Below are 14,761 nucleotides of genomic sequence, written 5' to 3'. Positions count from 1 at the left end.
AGCCGCGATGGGCGGCGGATGGCAACGGGCGAAGCGGGTCACCAGTGCGGCGTTCCGCCCGCTGCGGGGCCGGGACCTGTCCCTGCACGCCGCCGCCATCACCTTCTACGGGGCGATCGCCGTGGTGCCGGTGGCCCTGCTGGCGATCTGGCTGACCTCGCTGCTGGCGGGCGCCGAGCGGGTACGCCGGCTCACCTCGTACGCCGTGGACACGCTGCCGGACGCGATCGGCGCGCCCCACGCGGTGCAGGCGCTGGTCGGGGCGGGGGTGGGGCTGACCCCGCTGCTGGCCCTGGCGTCGCTGCTGCCGGCGTCGCTCTACGGCGAGGGGCTGCGCCGCGCCTTCGTCTCGGTCGCCGTGCCGCGCAGCGAGGAGTCGCTGGTCGGCTGGCGGGGCCGGCTGCTGCTGCTGCCGCTGCTGGCGCCGGCCCCGGCCCTGCTGCTGTCGATCCTGCTCGCGCTACCCACGACCACCGGGCTGGTCCGGCAGGGCGGCTGGACCGGCGCGCTGGGGGTGGTGCTGTCGTTCCTGGCGGTCTGGCTGGTGCTCACCCCGGTGCTGCTCTGGGTGTTCCGGGTGGTCGGCCCGGCGTCGCCGGACTGGCTCTCCGCGCTGGGCGTCGGGTCGTTCACCGCCGCCAACCTCTCCGGCTTCCTGCACGGCTTCGTGCTCTTCGCCTCGCTCCCGATCGACCTGGGGGTGCCGTTCGGGGGCTTCGACGAGATCGGTGCGGGGGTGGCGGTCCTGCTCTGGCTCTACCTCTTCCACGTGATCGTGCTGGCCGGCTACTCCGCCACCCTCGCCCTCTCCGCCTGGCGCGCCCGCCGCGCCGCCGGGCCGCCCGCCGAGCGGGCGGCCGATCAGGGCCGGAAGGGACCGGAGACCTCGTAGGTGATCCCGTCGGCGCCGGTGGAGCTGCCGGAGGCCCCACGCTGGGAGGAGAAGTAGAGACGCGACCCGTCGGGGGAGAACGCCGGGCCGGTGAGCTCCGAGCCGGACTGGCCGAGCAGCCGCAGGAACGGGCTGACCGCCCCGGCCGGGGTGATCACGTTGATCTCCATGTTGCCGCCGTCCTCGGCGACGTAGAGGTCTCCGCCGGACGTGCCGGTGATGTTGTCCACCCCGGTCAGCGGCGCGGCGCCCGCCGGCACCAGCGAGTCGTCGTAGGCCAGGTCGAGGCGCTGGTTCACCGCGTCGTACGCCCACACCCGGTTGTCGCCCTTCGTGGTGAACCAGCAGGTGCCCCGGTCGTACCAGCAGCCCTCGCCCCCGTCGAAGTGCCGCGCGGCGCCGACCTGCCAGCGGGTCGGCACCGGGAAGCCGTCCCGGTCCGGCAGGTCCCGCCAGGTCACCGGCCCGGTCACCTGGTCGGCCGGGGCGCAGAGCACCTGCACCCTCCCGGTGCGCAGGTCGCCCCAGGTGTCGGGAACGAAGCGGTAGAAGCAGCCGTCGTCCTCGTCCTCGGTCAGGTAGACCACCCGCCGGTCCGGGTCGCAGGCGGCGGCCTCGTGGGTGAACCGGCCCATCCGGGTCCGTTCCTCGGCGGCCCGGCTGCCGTCCGGCCAGGTCTCGAAGACCCGGCCCAGCGGCACCTCCTCGCAGGAGAGCCAGGTGCCCCAGGGGGTCGCCCCGCCGGCGCAGTTGACGTTGGTCCCGCCGAGGATCCGGTACGCCGCCGCGATCGAGCCGTCGGCCCGGAACCGCACCGCCGAGGCGCCGCCGACCAGCGGCACCTCGGAGTTCGAGACGTAGATCCAGCCGTCACCGGCCGGGAAGCAGGCCCCGCCGTCCGGCGCCCAGTGCCACACGTACGACGTGCCGGCCACCCGCTGCCCGGAGCGGGCGACGACGCGGCTGGTGAAGCCGGCCGGCAGGTGCAGGCCGTTGCCGTCGGCGGCGAGCAGGTCGCCGTACGGGCCGGGGCCGGGCTGGGCGGGGGCGGCGAGCGCGGCGCCGGCCCAGAGGCTGCCGGCGAAGGCGGCGCCGCCGGCCACGGTGGCGCGCAGGACGGTACGACGGTCCATTGGAGGCCTCCCGGAGGGACGGGGACGATGCCCCGTCGACGCTAGGGCCGACGGGGCATCGATGGAAGCCTCTATTTGGTGAACGCGGGGTGACGGGTCTCCGGGTCCGCAGGCCGGGGCTCGGCGGACTCGTGCAGGCCGAAGCGGCGGTGGAAGCGGGCGAGCGGGGCGGGGGCCCACCAGTTCCAGTGGCCGAGCAGCCGCATCGTGGCCGGCACCAGCAGCGCCCGCACCAGCGTCGCGTCCACCACGATCGCCACGATCATGCCGATCCCGATGAGCTTGATGTACGCCATCTCGCCGGTGGCGAAGCCCGCCACCACGATGATCAGCAGGAGCGCGGCGGCGGTGATGATCCGCCCGGTGTGCTGGAGCCCGGCCGCCACCGAGGCGGTGTTGTCGCCCGTGCGGTCCCACTCCTCGCGCACCCGGGAGAGCAGGAACACCTCGTAGTCGGTGGCCAGCCCGAAGAGCACGGCGAGCATGAGGATCGGGTTGCTGGGCTCGATGAACCCGGTCGGGGTGAAGCCGAGCAGGTCGGCGAAGTGACCGTCCTGGAAGATCCAGACCACCACCCCGAACGACGCGCCGATCGACACCAGGTTCATCAGCACCGCCTTGACCGGCAGCACCAGCGAGCCGAAGGCGAGGAACAGCAGCACCAGGGTCGCGGCGGCCATCAGCAGGGCCATCCAGGGCAGCCGGTCGCCGAGGCCGTCGATCAGGTCGAGGTCGACGGCGGGCCGGCCGCCGACGAGCACCTCGGCGCCGTCCGGCGCGGGCAGGTCGCGCAGCGCCCGGACCACGTCCTGCGCCGTGTCGCCGGCCGGCTCCCCCGGGTAGGTGACGGTCAGCAGCGTCGACGTGCCCCGGTTGGCCGCCACCTGCACCCCGGTCACGCCGGGCACGGCGGCCACCCGGTCGGCGAAGGGCTGCGCCTGCTCCGGAGACGCCCCGGAGACCAGCACGTCGATCGGCGAGATCGTGCCGCCGGCGAACTCCGCGGCGACCCGCTCGGAGACCACCCGAGGCTCGGCGTCCGGCGGCAGCACCCGGTCGTCGAACCCGCCGAAGGAGACCCCCAGGAACGGCGCGGCCAGCATCGCGAGCAGCACGGTCACCCCGACCAGGTAGCGCACCGGGCGGCGCATCACGCTATGCGCGATGCGGGCCCAGGCGCCGCCCGTCTCCCCCGCCGTCGGCCGCCCGCCGCGCGCCCCACGCCGCCACGGCAGCGGTACGCGCAGAGCGTCGATCCGGCGGCCGAGCACCGCGAGCAGGGCCGGCAGCACGGTCAGCGCCGCCAGCATGGCGACCAGCACGGCGGCGATCCCGCCGAGGCCCATCGAGCGCAGGAACGCCTGGGGGAAGATCAGCAGGCTGGCCATGGCGAGCGCGATGGTGAGCCCGGAGACCAGCACCGTACGCCCGGCCGTGAGCATGGTGCGCCGGATCGCGGCGGGGGTGTCGTGGCCGGCCGCCAACTCCTCGCGGAACCGGCTGACCACGAAGAGGGAGTAGTCGACCGCCATGCCCAGGCCGATCAGGGTGATGACGTTGATGGCGAAGACCGACACGTCGGTGACCAGGGTGACCAGCCGGACGGTGACGAACGCGCCGAGGATGGCCAGCCCGCCGATCAGCAGGGGCGTGGACGCGGCCACCAGCCCGCCGAAGATCAGCACGAGCAGCACCAGCAGCACCGGCATGGAGAGCAGTTCCGCGCGGGTGATGTCCTTGGTGGTCTGGGTGTTCGACTCGTGCAGGGCAGCCGTCGCGCCGCCGACCTCGGTCCGTACGCCGGACGCGTCGAGGGCCGGCCGCAGCTCCTCGTACGCGGCGGTCTTGTCGTCCTTGTCGGCGGCCCGGAGCTGGATCAGCGCGTAGGTGGCCCGGCGGTCTGTGGAGAGCAGCGCGGGGGCCTGCGTGTCGTACCAGGTGGTGACGCTGGTGATCTCGGCACGCGCGCGCAGCCCCGTGACGGTGGCCGTGACCGGGTCGCGGAAGGCCGGCTGGTCGACGGACGCCGTGTCGCTGGACCAGAGCACGACGAGGTCGGCGCCCTGTGGCCCCAGCTCGCGGCCGATCCGCTCGGCGGCCCTGCTGGACTCGCTGGCCGGGTCGTCGAAGCCGCCCCCGGTGAGCTGCCCGAAGACCCCCGCCCCCCAGGTCGACCCGACAGCGACCAGCACCAGGGCGGCGGCCAGCACCGCCCAGCGCAGCCGCACCACCATGTGTCCCCACCAGGCGAACATTCGCCTCTCCCTCCACAGATGGCTAAGCTGCTACCATCGCTAATTTCAGTGAACGCCGTTAACTATCGCAACGGTGTTTCCTCTGGTCAAGGTGGTTGTCGATGGCCGCACCCACTCGGCGGGAACGCCTGCGCACGGCGACCGTCGCCGAGATCAAGGACGGGGCACGCCGGCTGCTGGTGACGGGCGGGGTCGAAGCGATCTCGCTGCGGGCCATCGCCCGCGACATGGGCATGACGGCGCCGGCCATCTACCGCTACTTCCCGAGCCTGGAGGCGCTGGTCGCGGCCCTCGCCGCCGATTTCTACAACGAGCTACGGGTCTGGCTGGAGGCGGCCCGGGACGACGCCGGGGACGAGCCGGTCGCGCGGTTGCTGGCGATGTCCCGGGCGTTCCGCGCCTGGTCGATGGCGCACCCCGCCGAGTTCGGGCTGATCTTCGGCGCCCCCGTCCCGGGGCGGACCGCCTTCGTCGACGGCCGCGCCACCCCGGACCATCCCGGCGCCCGCCTCGGCGCCGTCTTCATCCAGCCGATCCTCGACCTGTGGCGCCGCTCCCCCTTCCGCGCCCCATCCGACGAGTTGCTCCGGCGGCACCTGGACGGGCGGCTGGAGCCGCTGCGGCTCAGCCACGGCGAGGTGCCGATCGAGGTCGCGTACGCCTTCCTCTCGGGCTGGACCCGCCTCTACGGGCTGGTCGCCATGGAGGTCTTCCACCAGTTCGACTGGGCGGTCACCGAGGCCGAGGCGCTGTTCGAGCTGGAACTGGAGACGTTTGCCGCCCAACTGCAGCCCGCCGCGCCCCCGGACGACAGCCCGCCGCCACGGCAGGCAAGCCCAGGCCGACCGGCGGTGGAAGGGCTGACCGGCGGCGGCTGCGGGCAGTAGGCTCCCCCGGCATGGGTGACGAGCTGCCGCCCCGGGCCGACGTGGTGATCGTCGGCGCCGGGCACAACGGTCTGGTGTCCGCGATCCTGCTCGCCCGCGCCGGGCTCGACGTGCTGGTGCTGGAGGCGGCGGACGTCATCGGCGGGGCCACCCGCACCGAGGCGCCGTTCCCGAAGGTGCCGGGGCTGCGCCACTCCACCGGGTCGTACCTGCTCGGGCTGATGCCGCCGGAGCTGCTCGCCGCGCTGGACGTGCGCATCCCCGTACTGCGCCGCGACCCGCACTACTTCCTGCCCACCCCCGGCGGACCCGGCTCGCCGTACCTGCTCTTCGGCAGCGACACGGCGGCCACCCGCGCGCAGCTCGCCGAGTTCTTCTCCCCCGCCGACGTGGCCGCCGACGACGCCCTCCAGGCCGAGCTGGCCGCGCTGCGCGACGACCTCGCCCCGGCATGGCTGGCCGAGCCGCTGCCCGTCGAGGAGACCGCCGAGCGGTACGTCCGGCCGGCACTGCGGCAGGTCTTCGTCGACCTGGTCCGCGGCTCGGTCGCCGACCACCTGGCCCGCTTCGACTTCCGCTCCGAGCTGCTGATGAGCATGTACGCGGTCACCGACGGCCTCTCCGGGCTCAACGCCGGCCCCGACGATCCCGGCACCGGGCACAACTTCCTCGTGCACAACATGTGCCGGCTGCCCGGCTCCGACGGCACGTGGATGATCGCCGAGGGCGGGATGGGCACCGTGTCGCGCACCTTCGCCGGGGCCGCCCGGGCCGCCGGCGCGACGATCCGCACCGGCACGCCGGTCAGCGCGATCACCCTGGACGGCGGCGCGGCCAGCGGAGTGGTGCTCGCCGACGGGCGGGAGATCGGCGCGCGGGTGGTGCTCGGCGCGTGCGACCCGTACCGCCTGATGGACCTGCTGCCCGACGGCGCGCTCCCGGCGCCGCTGGCCGAGCGGATGGCGGCGGTCCGCCGCCCCGGCACGACGCTCAAGCTCAACCTGGCGCTGACCGGGCTGCCCCGCTTCTCCTGCCTGCCCCAGGGCTCCCCGAGCCCGTTCGGCTCGACCATCCACCTGCTGCCCGGCTCGGAGTCCCTGACCGGTGGCGGCGGCGAGTCGCCGATGGCGGCGCTGCGCGCCATGTGGGCGGACGTGCAAGCGGGGCGGCTGCCCGCCGAGCCGACCATCGAGTGGTACCTGCACACCACCGTCGACCCGTCACTTTCCGACGGCCGGCACCACTCGTCGGCGCTCTTCGTGCAGTCGGTGCCGTACGAGCTGGCCGGCACCACCTGGGACGAGGCGCTGCCCGGCTACGTCGACCGGCTGATCGCGATCTGCGAGCGGTACGCCCCCGGCACCGGTGACCTGATCGCCGACGCCGTGCCGCTGCCGCCGCCCGGCATCGAGGCGCACTTCGGCATCACCGGGGGGCACATCCACCACGTCGACAACACCGTCTCGTTCACGGACCGGATGCCGTACGCCACAGGCGTCGACGGCGTCTACGCGGGCAGCGCCGGCTGCCACCCGGCCGGCAGCGTCATCGGCGCGGCCGGCCACAACGCCGCCCGCCGCATCCTCACCGACCTCACCCCCTGACCCACCCACCCCGCCGCCCCGCCGCCTTGAGCGTCGATCATGCAGTTGCGGTGCCCGATACGGGACGGTAACCGCCGTTATGCGGGCCGCCACAACTGCATGATCGACCCCGCAGGAGGGCGGGAGGGTGGGTCAGGCGGTGGTGGGGGTGGCGTCTGCGCGGTGGGCCCGGACCTTGTGGCCGACGCTGGTCAGGCAGCGGCCACTGGCCAGGTCGAACTTCCAGCCGTGCAGCTGGCAGGTGAGCTGGTCGCCCTCGACGATGCCGAACCGGGTCAGGTCCGCCTTCAGGTGCGGGCAGCGCCGCTGCACCACCCAGTCGCCGAGGGTGATGTCCTCGGCGTCGCTGGAGCGCTCGTGCTCGTCGTACCAGCCCTCCGCGTACTGGAGACGCTCGGTGGAGAGGCACTTGAAGAAGGCGTAGACGAACTCGTTGTACTGGCCGATCCGGGCCGCCGAGAAGCGGCAGGAGAGGAAGAGGGAGTTGACCCAGTCCACCTCGCCGATGTGCAGCAGGTGCTCGATCAGCGCCCGCTCGGTGCGGAACCGGTAGCGGACCTTCTCGTCGGCGTACGGCCGGACCTGCTTGCCCGGGAAGTCCACCACGATCGACTCGACGCTCTCGCCGTCGTAGCCCACCAGGTCGAAGCGGACCGGACCGCCGACCCCCTTGGCCAGGTAGATCGACTCCTCCAGCAGGGGCTCGATCCGGCGCTGCATCTCCTTGAGCACGTCCACCTCGGGGTGCCGCCAGGACGCCTTCTCGGCCTCGATGACCGGCCGCTTGCGCTCGCGCATCTCCTCCAGGTGGGCCACCTTGTTGGCGAAGAACTCCTCCACTGGCACCGGGTGCGTCGTGCTGGCTCCGGTGGTGGTGATCTCCGCGACGCTGCCCGGGAGCAGCACGACGCCGTTGGTGCCGCCGACCTTGGCGTACTCGCTCAGGAAGACCGACTGGTCGGGGAAGATGTTGCCCTCGTCGCCGTGGATGTCGTTGAACTGCCACAGCTCGTCGTCGAGGAAGCAGGGCGGGCCGGCGATCGGGAAGACGTGGTCGGCCTTCAGGTCGTCGATGTAGCGCCAGGTGCGGTCGAACTGCCGGTCGCGCTTCTGCTTGCCGAACGCCGTCTTCGCCGCCTGCGGCAGCTCGTAGACCATCGGGTACCAGATCGCGCCGGAGAACTGGAGCATGTGCGCGTGCACGTGGCCCAGCTCGGCGAAGACGCTCAGGTCGGTGGGGCGGGCGTCGTTCTGGTTGAGCAGCCGCACCCCGTCGTACTCCACCCAGAGCGAGGAGTCGCCGATCGGGCCGTCGGTCGGGCTGGTCAGCGCCTGGATCATGATCTTCAGGCCGCCGTCCAGCTCCACGACCTGCTCGTTCGGCGCCTTCAGGAACTTGGTGAAGCCCAGCTCCCGCAGCTCGTCCTCCATCTCGGAGGTGGGGAACGCGGGCAGCAGCACGGTGGCGTCCTTCGACACGAAGCGCTTCAGGTGCGCCGCGTCGAAGTGGTCCCGGTGCAGGTGCGACACGTAGAGGTAGTCGACGTCGCCGAGGGCCTCCCAGTCGAGCAGGGAGTTGTCCGGAAACGGGAACCATGAGGCGAAATAGGCCGGATTGACCCACGGGTCGCACAGGATGCTGCCCGCGGCCGTGTCGATCCGCATGCTGGCGTGCCCCGTACCGGTCACTCGCACCGCAGTTCCCCCTCAAAACGACAAACAAGGTGTACGCCAGAAACGCTACCGGAGGGAGTCTGGCGACCTACCCGCGACGCCGGTAGTGCCGATGCGCCCGGGTGGAGCCGGGCCCTTGGTCCCGACGCCGGCGACCGCCACCCGCCCGCTGCCGGGCACCGTGCCGAAGCCCCTGCCTGCCCTCGTACGTGCCCCGGGCCCACGCCCGCCGCGCCCGTGCGGATCGTGCGGTCCGCCCCATCAGTCGGACCCAGCGCCGGGCCCGGCACGAGGCGTGCCAGACTAACCGGAGATCCGATCGCGAGGGAAGGACCGACAGTGGCAGGAAGCGAGCCGGTAACGTCGCCAGACCAGCACAAGCCCGGGCACCGCAAGTCCGGGCGGATCGGCGCGGTGGTCTCCGCGCTGGCCCTGCTGGCGATGCTCTGCGGCAACCACGAGGGCAGGGTCGAGAACATCTGGCTGATCGGCCTGGCCGTGCTGCTGCTGCTCATCGTCATCGGCGACACCGTGCTGCGGCGCAACGGCCTGCGGTCCTGACCGCACCCGCGTCAGCCGGCGTCGCACCGGTCCGCGCGCCGGAGGCCACACGCACGAGGGCCCGCCCCCGACCGGGGAGCGGGCCCTCGCCGTACGCGGATCAGCGGCCGAACAGGATGTCCTGCACGTCCTTGAGCGCGGCGTCGACCTCGGCCTCGAAGTAGCCGCCGGGCACCAACCCGAAGCGCAGCGTGTCCAGCTCCTTCGGGTTCACCGGCATCGGGTTGCGCCCCTGCATGCCGCCCAGCAGCGTGTCGAAGAACCGGTCGACCTGGTCGGGGTCGTACCCGCTGCCGAACCGACGCACCTGGAAGCTGCGACGGATCTGGTCGACGCGGTAGAGGTCGCTGCCGGGCGGTCCGGCCATCGGCGGGCCGACCATCGGCGGCGGGCCACCGACGGGTGGGCCGGCAACGGGTGGGCCACCCACCGGCGGACCACCGACCGGCGGACCGGCGTGCGGTGGGCCGCCGAAGCCCGGCTGCGGCTGCGGAGGAGGCGGCCCGGCCGGGCCCCGGCCCCGCAGGTCACGCAGATCCCGCTCGGGCATCCGGATCTCGGCGGTCATGTCGGCGCGAGCGCGCCGACCGGCCTCGAACCCGTCGAAACGCGGCTCGTCCCCGTAGCCACCGGGACCGTCGCCGTAGCCACCGCCGGGGCGGTCGCCGTAGCCGCCCGGACCGTCGCCGTAGCCACCGCCCGGACCGTCGCCGTACTTGCCGGGGCCGTCGCCGTAGCCACCGCCGGGGCCGTCACCGTAGTTGCCCGGGCCGTCACCGTAGCCACCGCCGGGGCCGTCACCGTAGTTGCCGGGACGGTCGCCGTAGTTGCCGGGACCGTCGCCGTAGCCGCTGGGGCCGGCGGGCAGGCCGCGCGGTGGCGGAGCGCCGTGGCCCATCGGGGCGCCCGGTCCCATCGGGCCGGGACCGCCGGGGCCGCCGGGGCCGCGCGGCGGTTCGTAGCCGCCCCGCGGGGCGTCGTAACCACCGGCGAAGGCTCCGGTGGGCTCGTCGTAGCGGCCGTAGCGGTCGCCGGGCGGACCGGCCTGTGCCGGCATCGGCCGGGGCGGCATCGGCTGCGGAACCGGCGACATGCCGCGGTCGTCGCGCACCGGGGGGCCCATGCGGTCGGGCGGACCCATCCGGTCGGGCGGACCCATCCGATCGGGGGCACCCAGGCGGTCGGGCGGGCCCAGGCGGTCGGCGTCGCGGGGGTCGCCGCCGCGGCCGCCGGCGCCACCGCGCTCCTCCAGCTCGGCCAGCTGCCGCTCGACCCGGTCGAGGTGCAGGTCGACCTGCCACTCGTCGTAGCCGTTGAAGCGGACCCGGAAGACGACGTCGTGGACCTCCTGGGAGGCGACGGGGGCGCCCACCGGACGGCCGTCGAGCGTCGCCTCGACCCGGTCCAGGAAGGCGTCGACCTCGTCGACCTTGTATCCCCGGCGGAGCGCCTTACGCCGGAAACGCTGACCCTGACTCGCCACTATGTCTCCTGGTCTCGTTCGCTACGCCCGGTCACGCCTTCTCCCCGGCCCGGTCGGTGTCGGTGTCAATGTCCTCGGCGGCGGCGAGCTGCCCGCACGCTCCGTCGATCTCGCGACCCCGGGTGTCCCGCACGGTCGTCGACACCCCGGCCTCGCGCAGCCGCCGGACGAACTCCCGCTCGACCGGCTTCGGGCTGGCGTCCCAACGGCTGCCCGGAGTCGGGTTGAGGGGGATGAGGTTCACGTGGGTCAGCTTCCCGGCCAGCAGCCGCCCGAGCAGATCGGCTCTCCACGGCTGGTCGTTCACGTCTCTGATCATGGCGTACTCGATCGACACCCGACGCCCCGTGCGGGCCGCGTAGTCCCACGCCGCGTCCAGCACCTCGGACACCTTCCAGCGCTGGTTGACCGGCACGAGTTCGTCGCGCAGCTCATCATCGGGGGCGTGCAGCGACAACGCAAGGGTCACCGAGAGGTCTTCGCTGGCCAGTCGGCGGATGGCCGGGACCAGGCCCACCGTGGAGACCGTGATGTGGCGCTGCGACAGCCCGAGCCCCTCGGGCGCCGGGGCGACCAGCCGGCGGATCGCCGCGACCACCCGGGAGTAGTTGGCCAGCGGCTCGCCCATGCCCATGAAGACCACGTGCGACAGGCGCGGCGGCGAACCCGCCACCGCCCCGGAGGCGGCCACCCCGGCCAGGTAGACCGCCTGGTCGACGATCTCGGCGGTGGAGAGGTTGCGGGTCAGCCCCGCCTGCCCGGTGGCGCAGAACGGGCAGGCCATGCCGCAGCCGGCCTGGCTGGAGATGCAGACGGTGACGCGGTCCGGGTAACCCATCAGCACGCTCTCCACCAGCGAGCCGTCGTGCAGCCGCCAGAGCGCCTTGCGGGTCGCGCCGTCGTCGCAGGCCAGCTCGCGGACCGGGGTGAGCAGCCGGGGCAGGAGCTGGTCGGCGAGCTTCTCCCGGGTGGCGGCCGGCAGGTCGGTCATCTGCTCCGGGTCGCGCACCAGCCGACCGAAGTAGTGGGTGGAGACCTGCTTGGCGCGGAACGCCGGCTCCCCCAGCTCGGCGACCAGGGCTCGGCGGCCGGCGAGGTCGAGATCGGCGAGGTGGCGGGGAGGCATCGCGGGCCGCCGCCCGGGGGCGTCGGGGTCTGCGGGGATCAGGGGCAAGCTCGTCATGGCGCGTCCAGTCTGTCACGCCGGACGGCCGACACACCTGTCCGGAGGTGCCGAATCGCCCCCCGCCGCCTGGGCGGGACCACTGACGACGGGTGATTCACGCCTCACTCCAGCACCGGGACGAAGACCGCCAGGAGCAGGTACGCGGTCGGCAGCGCGAAGAGGATCGAGTCCAACCGGTCCATCAGGCCGCCGTGCCCGGGGAGCAGGTTGCTCATGTCCTTCACCCCGAGATCCCGCTTGATCATGGACTCGGCGAGGTCACCGAGGACGGCGGCGCCGGAGACCGCCACCCCGAAGAGCGCGCCCCACCACGGGGCAACGTCGAGGAGCAGCCAGAGCAGCAGGGCACTGCCCAGCGCCGCGGCGGTGACCGAGCCGGCGAAGCCCTCCCAGGACTTCTTCGGGCTGATCGAGGGGGCCATCGGATGCTTGCCGAAGCTGACGCCGGCCGCGTACCCGCCCGTGTCGGAGAGGACCACCGCGGCCAGCGTCACCAGCACCCGCAGGTCGCCGTCCTCGGGCACCGCCGCCAGGAGCGCGGCGAAGCCGCCGAGGAACGGCACGTACACGGCGATGAGGGCGGCCGCGGTCAGGTCACGCTGGAAGCCGCCCGGCCCGTCGCCGAGCCGCCAGACCATGGTGCCCAGCACGGTCACCAGCAGGCCGAGGCTGAGCGCGTCGGGGCCGGAGAACCAGGCCAGCCCGATGGTGAGCACCCCGCCGGCGATCAGCGGCACCAGCGGCGGGTGCGCGCCGCTGCGGCGTACCGCCCGGGCCATCTCCCACATGCCGATGGCGACCGCCGCGGCCACCACCACCAGGAAGGCGGTCCGGTAGAAGAACAGCGGCACCACGATCAGGGCGCCGAGGCCCACGCCGACGGCGATGGCCGCCGGCAGGTTGCGCCCGGCCCGGCTCGGGACGGGCTGCTGGGTCGGGGGCCGGTCGGCGCCGGCCCGTCGCCGACCGCGCTGCCGGCGGCCCGGGGACCGCGCGGGCTCCGGCTCCGGCGCGACGTCCCGGACCGGTTCGAGCTGGGCGGTCGGGTACTCGGAGTCGTCGGGACGGTCGCGGTGGCCGTTCATCGCCGCCGGTTCACCGGCCGCCGCCACGTCGGCGTGCGGGCGGGAGCGGGCCGGCACTTCGGCGTACGCGTCGGGGAGCGCTGCGGGACGGCGGTCCCACCGGCCCGGATCGATCTCGGGCTCCGGCCAGGGGAGGGCGGGCACCGGGGCGGGAGCGGGCGCGTCGGGGCGGTCCCAGCCGCGGGGCTCGGCGCTGCCGTGGGGATCGAGGTGGGACATCACGCACCGAGCGGGACCGGTACGAGATCCACCAGATGACGCACAACCACAACCATTCCCCTACCCGCGCGACTGTTCCGTCCGGTTGACCCGCCCGACGGCCGGCCGATTCCCACCGTTCACCGCAGGGTGCCGGGAATCCTGCCGAGCCTACTGCACCCGCCGATCCCTCACGTCCGACCGGCCCCGTGCCGGCCCGCCGACGACGGTGGCACCGGGCCCGCCGCCAGAGATCGGGCGGTGGAGCGCCGGTGCCACGACGTCGTCGTCGCCGGCGGAGTGCCGGCGCGCGGTTCACACCTCGAGAAGCTCGTTCTCCTTGTGCTTGACCAGGTCGTCGACGGCGGCGACGAAGCGCTGGGTCAGGTCGTCGAGTTCCTTCTCGGCGCGGCGGCCGTCGTCCTCGCCGACCTCGCCGTCCTTGACGAGCCGGTCCAGCTCCTCCTTGCCCTTGCGGCGGATGTTGCGGATGGCCACCTTGGCCTCCTCACCCTTGTGCCGGGCGACCTTGATCATCTCTCGGCGGCGCTCCTCGGTCATCTGCGGGAGCAGGATGCGGAGCTGGTTGCCCTCGTTGTTCGGGTTGGCGCCGAGGTCGGAGTCGCGGATCGCCTTCTCCATGGCGTTGATCTGCGAGTTGTCGTACGGCTTGATGATCACCATGCGCGGCTCGGGGACCCCGATGGACGCCATCTGGGGCAGCGGCGTGGGGCTGCCGTAGTAGTCGATGATGATCTTGGAGAACATGGCGGCGTTGGCGCGACCGGTGCGGATCGCGCCGAACTCCTCCTTGGCGTGCTCGATCGCACGCTCCATCTTCTCCTCGGCCTCGAGGAGGGTGTCGTCGATCACCGGTCTCCTCGCCTCCTTCTGTGCTCGTCGTGGGCTTGTCGTGTCGGAGGGACCGCTGAGGTCGGGTCGGGCCGCTCAGGCGGTGATCAGGGTGCCGATCTTGTCGCCGCCCACGGCCCGGATGATGGTGTCGTCGCCCTGCGCGCCGAAGACCAGCATCGGCAGGCCGTTCTCCATGCACAGGCTGAACGCGGCGGCGTCGGCGACCCGCAGGTTGCGCCGCAGCACCTCGGAGAAGGTGATCGCGTCGAACTTGCTGGCGGTCGGGTCGATCCGCGGGTCGGCGGTGTAGACGCCGTCCACGCCGTTCTTGCTCATCAGCACCACGTCGGCGCGGATCTCGAGGGCCCGCTGGGCGGCCACGGTGTCGGTGGAGAAGTACGGCATGCCCGCGCCCGCGCCGAAGATGACCACGCGGCCCTTCTCCAGGTGCCGGATGGCGCGCAGCGGGATGTACGGCTCGGCGACCTGGGCCATCGTGATCGCGCTCTGCACGCGCGTCTCGATGCCCTCCTTCTCCAGGAAGTCCTGCAACGCGAGGCAGTTCATCACGGTGCCGAGCATGCCCATGTAGTCGGCCCGGGCCCGGTCCATGCCGCGCTTCTGCAACTCCGCGCCCCGGAAGAAGTTGCCGCCGCCGACCACCACCGAGACCTGCACGCCGCGGCGGACCACGGTGGCGATCTGCCGGGCGATGGCCTGCACGACGTCCGGGTCCACCCCGATCGCGCCACCGCCGAACACCTCACCGGAGAGCTTCAGCACCACCCGGCGGGCCCGACCGGGGGGTGGCGCCGTCGGATCGTCCGCCGCCAGACTCCGGTCACTCACAACCTGCGTCATCCGCCCCGCCCTTCCCCATGCGCACGTCCCGTACGCCGCGTACCGCGAAACTGCCGTAGCCGACCCTATGTGACGAGGAGGCCGCGG

Annotated in this window: 12 protein-coding genes; 4 read left to right on the top strand and 8 right to left on the bottom strand. The window is 73.2% G+C overall.

Annotation, left to right across the window (positions count from 1 at the left end):
• Positions 1 to 7 precede the first annotated feature (7 nt).
• The gene (locus tag ACN27A_RS29415) at positions 8 to 892 is read left to right on the top strand and encodes a YhjD/YihY/BrkB family envelope integrity protein (protein ID WP_421457783.1); all 885 of its coding nucleotides are present in this window, start codon (positions 8 to 10) and stop codon (positions 890 to 892) included.
• Here ACN27A_RS29415 and ACN27A_RS29410 read toward each other — a convergent pair.
• A complete protein-coding gene (locus ACN27A_RS29410; protein WP_421457782.1) occupies positions 862 to 2,025 on the bottom strand; it encodes an alkaline phosphatase PhoX in 1,164 nt (387 codons plus the stop codon). The genes ACN27A_RS29415 and ACN27A_RS29410 overlap by 31 nt on opposite strands.
• Before the next feature lie 71 nt (positions 2,026 to 2,096).
• Complete coding sequence (locus ACN27A_RS29405) at positions 2,097 to 4,280, bottom strand: MMPL family transporter (RefSeq protein WP_421457781.1); 2,184 nt, start codon at positions 4,278 to 4,280, stop codon at positions 2,097 to 2,099.
• A 101-nt stretch (positions 4,281 to 4,381) separates the two neighbouring features.
• Between ACN27A_RS29405 and ACN27A_RS29400 the strand changes: the two genes are divergently transcribed.
• The gene (locus ACN27A_RS29400; RefSeq protein WP_421457780.1) at positions 4,382 to 5,167 is read left to right on the top strand and encodes a TetR/AcrR family transcriptional regulator; all 786 of its coding nucleotides are present in this window, start codon (positions 4,382 to 4,384) and stop codon (positions 5,165 to 5,167) included.
• Between the two features lie 11 nt (positions 5,168 to 5,178).
• The gene (locus ACN27A_RS29395; RefSeq protein WP_421457779.1) at positions 5,179 to 6,771 is read left to right on the top strand and encodes a phytoene desaturase family protein; all 1,593 of its coding nucleotides are present in this window, start codon (positions 5,179 to 5,181) and stop codon (positions 6,769 to 6,771) included.
• A gap of 132 nt (positions 6,772 to 6,903) precedes the next feature.
• Here the strand turns inward: ACN27A_RS29395 and ACN27A_RS29390 are convergent, their stop codons facing one another.
• Positions 6,904 to 8,466, bottom strand: coding sequence for a Rieske 2Fe-2S domain-containing protein (locus ACN27A_RS29390; RefSeq protein ID WP_421457778.1), 1,563 nt, complete (start codon positions 8,464 to 8,466; stop codon positions 6,904 to 6,906).
• Between the two features lie 318 nt (positions 8,467 to 8,784).
• Here ACN27A_RS29390 and ACN27A_RS29385 point away from each other — a divergent pair, with 318 nt between their 5' ends.
• The gene (locus tag ACN27A_RS29385; protein ID WP_121396083.1) at positions 8,785 to 9,006 is read left to right on the top strand and encodes a DUF2631 domain-containing protein; all 222 of its coding nucleotides are present in this window, start codon (positions 8,785 to 8,787) and stop codon (positions 9,004 to 9,006) included.
• 100 nt (positions 9,007 to 9,106) lie between these two features.
• Here the strand turns inward: ACN27A_RS29385 and ACN27A_RS29380 are convergent, their stop codons facing one another.
• The 5 genes from ACN27A_RS29380 to pyrH form a co-directional block, all read right to left on the bottom strand.
• The gene (locus ACN27A_RS29380; protein WP_421457777.1) at positions 9,107 to 10,489 is read right to left on the bottom strand and encodes a DivIVA domain-containing protein; all 1,383 of its coding nucleotides are present in this window, start codon (positions 10,487 to 10,489) and stop codon (positions 9,107 to 9,109) included.
• 31 nt (positions 10,490 to 10,520) lie between these two features.
• Positions 10,521 to 11,672, bottom strand: a complete 1,152-nt coding sequence (gene rlmN, locus ACN27A_RS29375) for a 23S rRNA (adenine(2503)-C(2))-methyltransferase RlmN (RefSeq protein ID WP_421457776.1) — start codon at positions 11,670 to 11,672, stop codon at positions 10,521 to 10,523.
• 104 nt (positions 11,673 to 11,776) lie between these two features.
• Positions 11,777 to 12,979 carry a phosphatidate cytidylyltransferase gene (locus ACN27A_RS29370; protein WP_421457775.1) on the bottom strand — a complete coding sequence of 401 codons (1,203 nt, stop codon included), beginning with the start codon at positions 12,977 to 12,979 and terminating at the stop codon, positions 11,777 to 11,779.
• Positions 12,980 to 13,273: 294 nt separating this feature from the next.
• Complete coding sequence (frr, locus tag ACN27A_RS29365; protein WP_089001534.1) at positions 13,274 to 13,831, bottom strand: ribosome recycling factor; 558 nt, start codon at positions 13,829 to 13,831, stop codon at positions 13,274 to 13,276.
• Between the two features lie 75 nt (positions 13,832 to 13,906).
• Positions 13,907 to 14,674, bottom strand: coding sequence for a UMP kinase (gene pyrH, locus ACN27A_RS29360; RefSeq protein ID WP_357579658.1), 768 nt, complete (start codon positions 14,672 to 14,674; stop codon positions 13,907 to 13,909).
• Positions 14,675 to 14,761 lie beyond the last annotated feature (87 nt).

The sequence above is a fragment of the Micromonospora sp. WMMD737 genome (assembly GCF_049179055.1).
GTDB lineage: Bacteria > Actinomycetota > Actinomycetes > Mycobacteriales > Micromonosporaceae > Micromonospora > Micromonospora reichwaldensis.
Note: the sequence above shows the minus strand (reverse complement) of the source record. Positions and strands in the feature narration are given on the sequence as shown.

What these genes read in the sequence shown, in the direction of transcription:
- pyrH (WP_357579658.1), bottom strand. Translation starts at nt 14,674, where the DNA reads ATGACGCAGGTTGTGAGTGACCGGAGTCTGGCGGCGGACGATCCGACG.
- ACN27A_RS29405 (WP_421457781.1), bottom strand. Translation starts at nt 4,280, where the DNA reads ATGTTCGCCTGGTGGGGACACATGGTGGTGCGGCTGCGCTGGGCGGTG.
- ACN27A_RS29410 (WP_421457782.1), bottom strand. Translation starts at nt 2,025, where the DNA reads ATGGACCGTCGTACCGTCCTGCGCGCCACCGTGGCCGGCGGCGCCGCC.
- ACN27A_RS29400 (WP_421457780.1), top strand. Translation starts at nt 4,382, where the DNA reads ATGGCCGCACCCACTCGGCGGGAACGCCTGCGCACGGCGACCGTCGCC.
- ACN27A_RS29395 (WP_421457779.1), top strand. Translation starts at nt 5,179, where the DNA reads ATGGGTGACGAGCTGCCGCCCCGGGCCGACGTGGTGATCGTCGGCGCC.
- ACN27A_RS29370 (WP_421457775.1), bottom strand. Translation starts at nt 12,979, where the DNA reads ATGTCCCACCTCGATCCCCACGGCAGCGCCGAGCCCCGCGGCTGGGAC.
- rlmN (WP_421457776.1), bottom strand. Translation starts at nt 11,672, where the DNA reads ATGACGAGCTTGCCCCTGATCCCCGCAGACCCCGACGCCCCCGGGCGG.
- ACN27A_RS29415 (WP_421457783.1), top strand. Translation starts at nt 8, where the DNA reads ATGGGCGGCGGATGGCAACGGGCGAAGCGGGTCACCAGTGCGGCGTTC.